General features: G+C 43.0%; 12 protein-coding genes. All 12 read right to left on the reverse strand.

What is annotated here, in order from left to right; all coding sequences use genetic code 11:
- Positions 1-121: 121 nt before the first annotated feature.
- The 12 genes from accC to M8E35_RS01635 all read right to left on the reverse strand — a co-directional run bounded on the left by accC (position 122) and on the right by M8E35_RS01635 (position 11,715).
- Complete coding sequence (gene accC / locus M8E35_RS01580; RefSeq protein WP_252466968.1) at positions 122-1,468, reverse strand: acetyl-CoA carboxylase biotin carboxylase subunit; 1,347 nt, start codon at positions 1,466-1,468, stop codon at positions 122-124.
- A gap of 13 nt (positions 1,469-1,481) precedes the next feature.
- Entirely contained in the window at positions 1,482-3,371 is a 1,890-nt protein-coding gene (gene accB / locus M8E35_RS01585; protein ID WP_252466969.1) for an acetyl-CoA carboxylase biotin carboxyl carrier protein, read from the reverse strand.
- Positions 3,372-3,624: 253 nt separating this feature from the next.
- Positions 3,625-3,984, reverse strand: coding sequence for a response regulator (locus tag M8E35_RS01590; protein WP_252466970.1), 360 nt, complete (start codon positions 3,982-3,984; stop codon positions 3,625-3,627).
- Positions 3,985-4,093: 109 nt separating this feature from the next.
- On the reverse strand, positions 4,094-4,666 hold the full coding sequence (locus tag M8E35_RS01595; protein WP_252466971.1) for a SpoIIIAH-like family protein: 573 nt from the start codon (positions 4,664-4,666) through the stop codon (positions 4,094-4,096).
- A complete protein-coding gene (locus M8E35_RS01600; RefSeq protein WP_252466972.1) occupies positions 4,663-5,229 on the reverse strand; it encodes a SpoIIIAG-related protein in 567 nt (188 codons plus the stop codon). The genes M8E35_RS01595 and M8E35_RS01600 overlap by 4 nt, the downstream gene beginning before the upstream one ends.
- Positions 5,230-5,263: 34 nt before the next feature.
- The gene (locus M8E35_RS01605) at positions 5,264-5,845 is read right to left on the reverse strand and encodes a stage III sporulation protein AF (RefSeq protein WP_252466973.1); all 582 of its coding nucleotides are present in this window, start codon (positions 5,843-5,845) and stop codon (positions 5,264-5,266) included.
- 12 nt (positions 5,846-5,857) lie between these two features.
- Positions 5,858-7,030 carry a stage III sporulation protein AE gene (gene spoIIIAE / locus M8E35_RS01610; RefSeq protein WP_252466974.1) on the reverse strand — a complete coding sequence of 391 codons (1,173 nt, stop codon included), beginning with the start codon at positions 7,028-7,030 and terminating at the stop codon, positions 5,858-5,860.
- Positions 7,031-7,040: 10 nt separating this feature from the next.
- Positions 7,041-7,427 carry a stage III sporulation protein AD gene (gene spoIIIAD, locus M8E35_RS01615; protein WP_073030328.1) on the reverse strand — a complete coding sequence of 129 codons (387 nt, stop codon included), beginning with the start codon at positions 7,425-7,427 and terminating at the stop codon, positions 7,041-7,043.
- An 11-nt stretch (positions 7,428-7,438) separates the two neighbouring features.
- On the reverse strand, positions 7,439-7,636 hold the full coding sequence (gene spoIIIAC, locus M8E35_RS01620; RefSeq protein ID WP_007779978.1) for a stage III sporulation protein AC: 198 nt from the start codon (positions 7,634-7,636) through the stop codon (positions 7,439-7,441).
- 20 nt (positions 7,637-7,656) lie between these two features.
- Positions 7,657-8,166, reverse strand: coding sequence for a stage III sporulation protein SpoIIIAB (gene spoIIIAB / locus M8E35_RS01625; protein WP_252466975.1), 510 nt, complete (start codon positions 8,164-8,166; stop codon positions 7,657-7,659).
- Complete coding sequence (spoIIIAA, locus tag M8E35_RS01630) at positions 8,166-9,221, reverse strand: stage III sporulation protein AA (protein WP_252466976.1); 1,056 nt, start codon at positions 9,219-9,221, stop codon at positions 8,166-8,168. The genes spoIIIAB and spoIIIAA overlap by 1 nt, the downstream gene beginning before the upstream one ends.
- Before the next feature lie 184 nt (positions 9,222-9,405).
- Complete coding sequence (locus M8E35_RS01635; protein ID WP_252466977.1) at positions 9,406-11,715, reverse strand: sensor domain-containing protein; 2,310 nt, start codon at positions 11,713-11,715, stop codon at positions 9,406-9,408.
- Between the last annotated feature and the right edge of the window lie 55 nt (positions 11,716-11,770).

The raw sequence follows: 11,770 nt of genomic DNA on the forward strand, positions 1-11,770 counted from the left end.
TAGTAGGTTTCCATTATCTTCATGACGTTGATATTATACCAAATTAAGCCTGATCTAGCAAAGGTTATTCGACAAGCAGTTCGATATCCGAACATAGTTCATCGAAGATCGAATCTCAAGTTTACTCTCCCAGGATTCGGCGCTGAATAAAGTTTGTATATACTTCCCCCCGCTGATAAAAAGCATTGTCCAATACTTTTAAATGAAACGGGATCGTTGTATGAATCCCTTCGATAACAAATTCTTCAAGGGCACGCTTCATTCGAGCAATGGCTTCCTGCCTAGTGGCACCCCAAACAATTAATTTACCAACCATCGAGTCATAATAAGGTGAAACAGTATACCCTTGGTAGACCGCACTGTCAACTCGCACTCCCGGTCCGCCTGGAACATGGTAGATATTGATCAACCCTGGGGAAGGCATAAAATTCTTATCCGGGTCTTCCGCATTAATTCGGCACTCAATGGCCCAACCACGCATTTGAATATCTTCTTGTGTATAGCCAAGCGGTTCACCAGCAGCTAAACGGATTTGTTCTTTCACTAAGTCAAGCCCGGTAACCATCTCGGTAACAGGATGCTCTACTTGAATGCGTGTGTTCATTTCAATAAAGTAGAACTTTCCGTGCCGATCCAACAAAAATTCAATTGTTCCGGCATTCGAATAGTTAGCAGATTTTGCGGCTTTGACCGCTACAGCACCCATTTCAGCTCTCAACTCAGGATTTATGGCACTAGAAGGAGATTCTTCAAGCAGTTTTTGATGACGACGTTGCAAGGAACAATCTCGTTCCCCTAAATGAATAACATTGCCATAATTATCTCCCAAAATTTGAATCTCTATGTGCCTCGGTTCCTCAACATATTTCTCAAGGTAAACTTCTGAATTGCCAAACGAAGCTTTAGCTTCATTCTGGGCCGCCTGAATCGATTTACTCAATTCCTTCGCATTCTGTGCAACCCTCATTCCCTTGCCGCCACCGCCTGCTGAGGCTTTAATCAATACCGGATATCCAATTTCTTCAGCCACTGCTCCAGCCGTTTCTTCATCTGTGATAACATCTTTTGAGCCAGGAACAACGGGGACTCCGCCTTCAATCATTGTCTTGCGAGCCATGGCCTTATCTCCCATAGTTTCAATAACCGTAGGAGATGGTCCGATAAATGTAATATTACACGATCCACATATTTCAGAGAAGCGGGCATTTTCAGATAAGAAACCGTATCCGGGATGAATTGCGTCAACCCCTGTTAATTCTGCTGCGCTGATGATATTTGGGATATTAAGATAACTCCTGGCACTTGCTACAGGGCCAATGCAGACCGCTTCGTCAGCTGCCTTTACGTGCAACGCTTCCCGATCTCCCTCAGAAAAAACAGCGACAGTCTCAATATCAAGCTCGCGACATGCTCTAATGATGCGCAAGGCAATTTCCCCACGATTAGCGATCAGGATTTTCTTAAACATTCTCTTTTTCTCCTTATTTTTCAATGACGAACAACGGTTGGCCATATTCAACAGGTTGACCGTTCTCTACAAGAATTTGAATAACTTTTCCTTCGATTTCCGACTCGATTTCGTTCATGAGTTTCATGGCTTCAACGATGCAAACAGGTTGACCCGCTTCGATATGCTGTCCTACTTTTACAAAAGGAGCTGCCTCAGGAGATTGTGAACTATAGAACGTTCCTACCATAGGAGAGGTGATCGTTTCTGTATTAGCGCTGATAATAGGTTCAGCTGCTTTTACTGCAGGTTCGGCACTGTTTTGAGCAGGGACCTCAACTGTAACGGAGGTTGGGTTCCCTTCTTGACGTGCAGCAGTTACCGGAACACTCATTATTGCACTTGGTCCTTTGCGAATGGCGATTTTCACACCATCACTTTCAAGATTTAATTCACTAATATCAGTCTCATCTATAATTTGGATTAATTCTTTTATTTCTTGTAAATTCAACTTCGAATCCTCCTTAGATAACAATGAAGGGCGTTCTCCCTTCGTTCCTTTAACCTCTTTGCGTTCCTCTCTTGATACAGCCCCACTTTTTCGCTCTTCAAAAAACTTCTTGGCTATTTGCGGAAACAAAGCATAACTTACAACGTCTTCTGGAGATAGAGCTAACTCAAGAGTGTCTTGCTTTGCTTTCGCCATGCCTGGTTCAAGTTTATCTGCAGGGCGAACAGATAACGGCTCCTCATCTCCAATAATTTTCTTCTGAATTTCAGCGTTTATTGGTGCTGGAGGACGGCCGTACAACCCGCGTACATAGCCTTTTACCTCTCCTGGAACTAATTTATATCTTGCCCCCGTAAGAACATTTAATACCGCTTGAGTTCCCACAATTTGACTGGTAGGGGTAACCAACGGCGGATATCCTAATTCTGCACGCACCTTGGGAATCTCCTCTAAGACATCATGTATTCGCTCTAAGGCACCTTGTTCTTCCAGTTGTGATACTAAATTGGAGATCATTCCTCCGGGAACTTGATGTTCAAATACTCTCATATCCGAGATCCGAGTGATCCCACGCTCGAAACCGCGATTTTTTCGAAGTGCCTCAAAATACTTAGCAATATGGAACAGTTTACGCAAACTTAGGCCCGTATCAAATTCGGTTTCCTGAAAAGCCCGAACCACTGTTTCGACCGGTGGTTGACTGGCACCAAAGGCTAAAGGAACGCTGGCGGTATCTATGATATCCGCGCCTGCTTCTGCTGCCTTTAAATACGTTCCAACAGCCATTCCACCAATATAATGGCTATGAAGATGAATCATAATTCCTAATTCTTTTTTCAACAACGAAATTAGTTCATAAGCCTTGATCGGGGTAAGCAAGCCGGCCATATCTTTAATACAGAGAGAATCTGCACCAAGTTCAGCAAGTGCCGTGGCTGTTTCCAAGTAATGTTTTGTGGTATGAACAGGGCTGATTGTATAAACAACAGACGCCTGAACATGGGCTCCTGCCTTTTTGGCTGCCTCCATCGGAACAACCATATTTCGAACATCATTCAGGGAATCGAAAATCCGTATAATATCAATTCCGTTTTTTACACTCAGGGTCACAAATTCCCTTACGACATCATCCGGATAATGTTGATACCCGACTAATGACTGGGCTCTAAGTAACATTTGCAATGGTGTCTTTTTGACGCGACTTTTAATCTGCCTTAACCGTTCCCATGGATCCTCACCTAAGAAGCGCAAACAGACATCAAAGGTGGCTCCTCCCCATACTTCTAACGAAAAATATCCTGCCTCATCCAATTCTGTTAGGATTGGCAGCATGTCTTCTGTACGCATCCGAGTTGCCCAAAGACTTTGGTGAGCATCTCTCAGTGTCGTATCTGTAATCTTGATTGGTTTCACTGCCGTCACCCCTCTTTGTATTATCCCCATTTCTCTGAATTCAAACAATGGGTAATTTTCTATTAATGAAAATGAAACACATATGTCTTATTATATGGGTGCAGTTTACCTTTTTCAACGAATCCAGTTAAAGTATACAATATAACTCTTATTATACATAATAATGTCCGATGTGGGATTTAACTGTCTAAGACATAAAAAGTCGCCGCCAAACATAAGGCAGCAACTTAATTACTGGTGGGCTAAAGCGCAGCTAGTTCAACTGTTTGAGGACCATGCACAAGAGTTCATCAGGACGAAACGGTTTAGCAATAAAGCCTGTAGCACCCATTCGTAAGGATTCTTTAACAATGTTTTCATCTGCGACTGCACTGCAAATGACTACTTTAGCTGCTGGGTCAATCTCAAGAATTTCTGCAAGTGCGGCCAATCCATCTAGTTCGGGCATAGTAATATCCATCAGCGTAAGGTCTGGTTTATAAGACTTGTATAGTTCCACGGCCTGCCGGCCATTTTCAGCCTCCATAATGTTCGTTAGACCCTGCCGAGCAAGAATCTGACTAATCATCAAACGCATGAAACTCGCATCATCAGCAATAAGAATTTTGCTCATTATCAGTGTCTCTCACCCTCTCACCGGGACTTTCGTCCTATCTTCATATAGTTCGCTCTGACACAGTGATTTTCCTGCACATTATTAATAGACTTCTTGTCTATTGTCCCTACTTTTTGGCAGATATTGTGATCTTATCAATGCGAACTCCGGTTACTCTAACTGCAATATCTTGAATAAGACTTATTTCATGTGGAGTTAAACTTGGTGCATACACAATTATCGTGACATGTTCTGAAAAAACATCTGCCACAACATCTTGAAACCCTTTTATCTTAAGTAAGTTCTCAATCTCTTCTTCTCTTTGAATTTTCGAACTGAGTTCCAGCCATTTTTCTTGGGCCTGTGCTTTACTTTCTTCTACCGTCGAGTCTAACAGTATAGAAAGCATTGCCTTCGACTCTTGGCGTAACTGTTCTCTTTTTAAGCGATAATTAACGAAATAGTCCCCCCCAGAGCTATTAGGCTTAAGAGTCTCAACTTCAAACTGAATTAATGATTTCTCCATTTGTGAATTTACAGGCAAACTTGCTTGTTCTGGTATATAGGCATGCGGTTCGGAGACCATCAACTTTAATCCTAAGATTCCAAGGATAGCGACCAATCCTATAAAGCCAATAAACCATACCCTGGATTTGTGCCCAACAATTAAAAGAATCGGCCGATGTATGCGCTTCGTCATGATGTTCCACCCATAGGTACAACAGTAATTCTAGCGCTTGGAATATTTAAAAGAGTTTGTACTGCGGTATGAATTCCTTCTCTAACTTTTGGGTCACGTGCTCCTTCTGCAATAACTAATACTCCACCGATTTCCGGACGATCCTCCATGGCGATGACTGGCTGGGAGGAACCACTTGGCATGACCACTTGGTTATTTTCCGTAATCTCTGTGGTTTCACGAGTTCCACCAACTTTATCTGTTTCTTTATTCGTTCTTTTCGTGACATTATTATTACGCACATACTCATTCTTAAGCCCTGTCAAAAAATTCACTGAGACCTGGACCCGCCCTACCCCCTCCATCATCAAAATATTGGTTTGCAGTTTACTCTCTAATTCTTTTTCTAAAACACCAATTTTAGTACTTGGGTTGGCGGGAGCCGTCAACGCTGATTTTGTTTGGGCACTCTGATCAGTGTCTGCCGGTCCCTTGCCAAGATAAATAAAAGACATCCCCACTGCTATTAGAGACACTAACCCCACCAACATTTTATCTGTCGAGATCTTTTTCATCCAATCCACCAGTTTACCTCCTTCCAAATCCTATTAACTCTCTCTAACCTTCTGCAACGAAAATATTTTCTTTGGCCAAGCTCATGAAGGTGGCAATTCGCTCTTTCACCTCTTCGGCTTTTGGAGTTTGTATTTCTAATGGCGTTGGCGAATTCCCGATAATCACAGGTTGTACCGATTGAATAGTTCCCCGGGTCGCTTTGAGCAAAATATTTACATAGGCAATTCTTGGTTGATCGATTAACCCTCCTGCTTCTTCTTCAAATTCAACGTCTACCTCCGCGTCCTCAACTCCTGAAGTACCTAACACCAATCCTTTAATCTGATTGATCAAAATCTGTCGATATTGTTCCTGAACAGCATCGCGCCCGATTTTAGCCCCTTGCCCTTCGACCGCAATAGCCGGTAAATCTTGAGGAGTTGTAGCAGTCCATGCAGGAATCTCCATTGACAACGGAGTATGTAATAATGCAGTAATCGGAGCGAGAACCGCCGAAATTACAAATAGCCCCATCACCATTTGAACAAACCCGCGCATTGATTTATTAGGCAGAAGCATCTCCAGAAAAGTTGCCAGCATTAAAATTAACGCCAAATTTCGTACTAGTGTTTGTAGCGTCTGCACAGTCTCTCCTCCTTAGTGCAACATCACTGAAAAAGTTCCCGTCCCAACGACGACAGCAACGGCCATAAAAAACATAATTCCGACTGACGCAACAGAAACTAAAATTAAAATTAAACTTTTTGACATTTCTTGAAGACTATCTGCAAGAGGCTTTTCACCGAGAGGCTCAATGAGGGCAGCTGAAATTCGAAATACCAGGATCATAGCTAAGATTTTGATCAAAGGTCCCAAACAAATCACGATAATTGCCAGCAAAGCAACAATACCGACTGCGTTTTTTAAAAGTAAACCCGACGTAATTACAAGTTCAACTGCATCTTTGAAGAACTTCCCGACGACTGGGACGAGATCAGCAGAATACTTGGCTGTACGAAAAACAACGCTATCTGCAACCCCACCCGTTACCCCCTGAACCGTCATGACTCCGATAAAAACAGTCATTATTACACCCAGAGACAGTTTACCAGCGAATTCAAAGAGTCCGGCCAGCTTTCCGAGCTTAAATTGTTCAGAGATTTGGTTAAAAAGCTTAAGTACTGCGGCTAGAAAAAAGAGGGGTAAAATAACCGTTTTGATAATTGTTGCTAAGACTGTCAAACTACCCATAATAAGAGGTTTGAACAAAGCTGCACTGGTCAAGTTTCCCATCGTAATTAATAATGTCAGTATCACCGGAAACATAGTTTGCATCAGACCTACCATTTGATCAATCGTTCCGGTAGCTGTCTCTAAGGCCTCTCTGAATGAAGTTATCGCCAAGCTCAGCAGAACGAGATAAGTCATGACCCGAGCAGTTTTGCCGACGCTTCCACCAAAAGCTGCTTGAAGTTGTCCCAGAACAGCCCCCAGTACGGCTAAGATAAGCAGCTTACCAATTAGGGGTGCAGTCCCTAATATTTGATGACCCAATACCGTCAACAATGTTTTCCCTAAGTTTTCCGGTTTCAGACTCAGCTTTCCACTCTTAAGATCCTCAAAGGTGCGAACTAAGGAAAATCCCGGCATTGCCTTTTGAACATCACTATCCAGTTGCTCCAAAAAACCACGCATTTGGCTTAAATCGACCTCTTGCAAAAGATCAATATTTTCAAGTGGTTGAGGGGAAACCTCCTCAGCTAAAACTGGAGGAGTTGTCCCACCGAAGAAGAAAACTAATAATACCAAACTCACGATAAAACGCGGCAAATACATCACCTCACGGAACAAGTCGTACCAAGGACTCTGTAATGGCTACAATAATAGGAATCGCTAAAATTATGACCCCGACTTTGGCAGCAAGTTCGATCTTCGTAGCTAACGCACCTTCTCCAGCATCACGGCAAATTTGGGCACCGAACTCAGCGAGATAGGCTACACCGACAATTTTTAATATAATAAGCAGATAATAGGAACTAATATTTGCTTGATCCGCAAGGGTCTGCAGCAAATCAACAATTACTCGCACTTTACTTAGAATAAGAATAAAGATGGATGCACCTGCTAAGATCGAAAGTTGTAACGCAATTTCCGGGCGGATCTGTTTAAGAACTACACTGAAAACTGTAACGATCAGGGCTAGTCCCACGATTTGCCATATCTCCACACTTTAGCCCCCTAGTAAAGGTTAAAAACACTCTTAACCAGAGTAAATAATTCTGCTATAGACTGTACAACAATATACAAGACTACAATAACTCCCATAATTGTAACCCCCTGAGCCATTTCACTGCGGCCGGATTGATTTAAGACGGAAGCTAAAACTCCTACTAAAATGCCAATTCCAGCAACCGTAATGATTAAATTAAAGCTCATTTCCCCACTCCTCTCCTTGGTTAAATCAAAATGAGCACTCCCGCTATTCCGCCCAGAAAGCCCAAATACGACCACATCTTGGCTTGTTTACTCGACCACACTTCCGCTTGTTCCTTCATTATAATTAGCTGACGTTGAACGAGTTCGATCTGTTTATGCTGTTCTGTTCGATCAGACCGTCCTAAGCCTTTCCCGACATCTCCGATCACTTGCCAGTCTTCCGGTTTGAGACAAAATTGAGCATTTCGAGTTATCATAGTTTCTCTCCAAGCTGTGCTTGCCGACTCACCCTGTTGCAATCGTTCTTGAAGTTCGGCAAAGAAATCTTGCCAGGGTGAATCTGTTCGTTCTTTTAAAATACAGAATGCCTCAGGTAAAGGAGTTGCCCCCCAGACGATTTCAGTGTCCAACAGTGCCAAAGCCATCGAACATTCTCGTAACTCCATGGGACGCCGCCGAATCCGATAAGCAAGCCAGAGTCCTAAACACCCGCATCCGGTAATTAGTGCAATACATCCCAGTACAAGCATCACAGGATCCTCCCAGTTCTCAGATCGTAAACTCCTTCTATCGTTCCTGGTCCATGTTGCCTGCTTAACACAACCAAACGTTCAAAAACTCCCTGATCCAACAAATGAGTTATGACCGGTCTGTTTTGTGCTTCTTCTATAGAACTGGCATGGGCCGTACTCAAAATCTGGACCCCAGTGCGCAAGGCATCCGCTATGGCGATAACATCATCAGTATGGCCAATCTCATCCATAGCCAGCACCTGAGGAGACATGGAGCGAACCATCATGCTCATCCCGCTGGCTTTCGGGCAACCATCCAAGACATCCGTGCGAAATCCCAAGTCGTAGGTCGGAACACCTTGCCACATCCCGGCAAGTTCACCTCGTTCATCCACAACCCCAACCGTCTGACCCTTTAATCCTACTTGAGGAACCCCATTACTAATTGAACGAATAAGATCTCTCAAGAGGGTTGTTTTACCGGCACGGGGAGGAGAAATTATAAGTGTATGACAAATGCTACCATCTGAACTTAATAACAAGGGCAGGATCTTTAAACTAAGTCCCCGAATATCTCTGGCAATACGAAGATTTAAGGATGAGATGTGTTTTATTGTTTGTATTTGACCATTCAAGAGTACCGCCTCACCCGTTATACCCACTCGATTCCCTCCCGGAAGGGTTATGAAACCCTGCTTGAGATCCTCTTCTACAGCATAAACCGAGCTATGAGTCATTCGTTCTATGGCCGAAGCCAGATCTTCATGCTTAATGAAGTACGCCTTTTGGGGACTCGCTGCCAGCCCTTCTTGGTTTATAAAAAGGTCCTTGTCTAAGGTCCGAACCAAAAGCGGTTGCCCCACTCGCAAACGCAACTCTTCAACCTCATTAAAGTCTACTCCCTTAAGGTTAAGTAAAATCGAGCGGATATCATCCCCAAACCATCTGGCCATGTCTGCCCATAATGTTGCGCTTTTATTAAGCCCGGGAAGGCTTCCCTCCCTTTGAGGGCCCATGGCCTTCGAAGTCACCTTAGGTGCCTGAACGACAGATAGAGTGTAATGTAGCGACACGTCATTGCCCCCCTTGATAGAAGGTATGTCCACCTTATAAGTTTTAGACATAAATCCTTTGTAAAAAAGTATTAAAGCCGGGCACAAAAATGCTCCCCTTAAGGCACACAAATTATGTTTGCCTTAAGGGGAGCTTTTTGACTCATGTACCAGTCTTTAAAAGAACTGTTGCAACAATATTAACTTATTTGGCGAGTCGCTCAAACAACTTTTCCGCTTCTTCCGAAGGAACCGCTTTACTGAAGAGGTATCCTTGCATTTCATCGCACAGCTTGTCTTTAAGGAAGGAGCATTGGTTATTTGTTTCCACTCCTTCAGCAATCACTTTCAACTGAAGGTTTTTAGCAAGCTGAATTATAGCTGTGACAACTTCCTTCCCATTATCTCCACTACTAATGTCTTGAATAAAGGTCTGATCTATTTTCAAGGTATCGATTGGCATGCGGCTTAAATAGTTTAGGGAGGAAAATCCCGTTCCAAAATCATCAATCGAAATTCGAATTCCTAACTCTTTAAAGGCAGCCAACATTTTAAGCGTGATTTCACCTTTTTCCATGGCAATTCTCTCCGTGATTTCAAGCTCTAGCCATTGAGGATCTAATTTAGTTTCCTGCAGAACTTGTTTAACTAATTTGATAAAACCTGGTTCTTGAAATTGTCGAGCAGAGATATTGACTGCTATTCTTAAAGGGATAAACCCTTGATCTTGCCAATCCTTATTTTGAGCACAGGCAGTTCGTAAAACCCATTCTCCAATAGGTATAATCAGCCCTGTCTCCTCCGCTACAGGAATGAAAGCCGCTGGGGAAACCAGTCCCAACTCGACTGAGTTCCATCGAAGGAGGGCTTCCAGACCTACAATGTGTCCAGTATCGAGATTGACTTGAGGCTGATAGTGCAAGACAAATTCTCCGCGAATTAAAGCCTTGCGAAGACTATTTTCTGTGGAGAGCCTTTGGTTCGCTTTAATATTAAGTCCTGGAGTGAAAAACTGGCAGTTATTCCGCCCCCTTTCCTTAGCATAGTACATCGCAGTATCTGCCTGCTTCACCAAGGTCTCCATATCGATGCTATCGTCCGGATAGAGGCTAATTCCAATACTGGCGTTTATGTAAATTTCATTGTCCTCTAATATTATTGGTTTAGAGAAAACCCCTAAAATCCGTTCTGACACTGATTTTGCTTCCATCTCATCTTTGATCTCGGAAAGTAAGACCAGGAATTCATCCCCGCCCTGCCTGGCCACCGTATCTCCTTCACGCAAGGTTTGATGTATGCGCTCTGCTACGCTTTTAAGGAGTTGATCGCCAAGATTGTGCCCCATAGTATCGTTAATCAGTTTAAAGCGGTCTAAATCCAAGAACATGACCGCCACCTTACCCTCTCTTCGTCTTGCCCGGGCTAATGCCTGCTTTAAATGTTCATTGAACAAGTAACGGTTAGGGAGCCCCGTTAAGGCATCATGTTGTGCTTGATGGGCCAGTTCTTTCATATGATTCCGCTTATAACTGACATCACGAAACACTAAAACGGCACCTATTATTGTATCCTCCCTATCCCGAATAGGAGCAGCCGAGTCCTCAATTGAAACTGTATTCCCCAGCTTATTTATCAAAACGGTTTGATCTTCTATACTGACAATCCGACCTTCTCTTAAACTGCGGGCAATCGGACTCTCAACCGATTCCCCTGTTTCTTCATTAATAATCTTAAAAACTTTTTCTAAAGATAAACCTACTGCCTCTTTATTCGACCAACCTGTCAAGGCCTCAGCTACCGGGTTAAAATATTCTATGTTCGCTTGAACATCGGTGGTGATCACGGCATCTCCTATGGACTCTAACGTAACCTGGGCCCGTTCCTTCTCAAGCCAAACCTCAGCCTCCACCTTTTTGCGTTCAGAAATATCGCGAATGAGACTTATAATAATCGGTTTTCCATTTGAGGTTGCCCCCTTAGCGCTAACGTCGATTGGAAATACACTTCCATCTTTGCAGACATGCTTAAGTTCAAATTGCATTCCTTTTGGCGCATTTTGAAGAAAGCATGGCACTGTTAACTGATCCTCTGGCAAACGCAACTTATTAACAGGCATGTTTGTCAATTCTTGACGAGTATAACCATAACGTTTTACTGCTGCTTCATTGGCATCAATAATCTGTCCCTCCGGGCTGATAAATATAATTATATCTTGAACCTCATCTGCCAAAAGCCGATAGCGTTCCAAGACGGCCCAGTCTTTTTTTAGGGCTTGCTCAGATTTCTGAAGGGAATTATATCCAGATTGAATAAGCAAGTAAAGCAATATTGCCGTGACTATGACAAAAAGCCCCCCTTTAAGAGTCGATAACTTGAGGAGCTCCTGTTGATTAGAGATAATTAGAGCTATTAAACCATCAGAAAAGAGAATCCATATCCAACTAGTCAGTCCATAAAGAATAGCAATCCGCAAAGGAGTGATCTTGCTAAAATTCCATTTACAATTAAAATTCATAATAATAAGCTCACTCCTTTGTATTTGCTTTATTCTTCAATAATAATTAATATTC

The organism is Desulfosporosinus nitroreducens (assembly GCF_023897015.1).
Lineage (GTDB): Bacteria > Bacillota > Desulfitobacteriia > Desulfitobacteriales > Desulfitobacteriaceae > Desulfosporosinus > Desulfosporosinus nitroreducens.

What these genes read in the sequence shown, in the direction of transcription:
- accC (WP_252466968.1), bottom strand. Translation starts at nt 1,468, where the DNA reads ATGTTTAAGAAAATCCTGATCGCTAATCGTGGGGAAATTGCCTTGCGC.
- M8E35_RS01590 (WP_252466970.1), bottom strand. Translation starts at nt 3,984, where the DNA reads ATGAGCAAAATTCTTATTGCTGATGATGCGAGTTTCATGCGTTTGATG.
- M8E35_RS01595 (WP_252466971.1), bottom strand. Translation starts at nt 4,666, where the DNA reads ATGACGAAGCGCATACATCGGCCGATTCTTTTAATTGTTGGGCACAAA.
- spoIIIAC (WP_007779978.1), bottom strand. Translation starts at nt 7,636, where the DNA reads ATGAGCTTTAATTTAATCATTACGGTTGCTGGAATTGGCATTTTAGTA.
- spoIIIAB (WP_252466975.1), bottom strand. Translation starts at nt 8,166, where the DNA reads ATGCTTGTACTGGGATGTATTGCACTAATTACCGGATGCGGGTGTTTA.
- M8E35_RS01635 (WP_252466977.1), bottom strand. Translation starts at nt 11,715, where the DNA reads ATGAATTTTAATTGTAAATGGAATTTTAGCAAGATCACTCCTTTGCGG.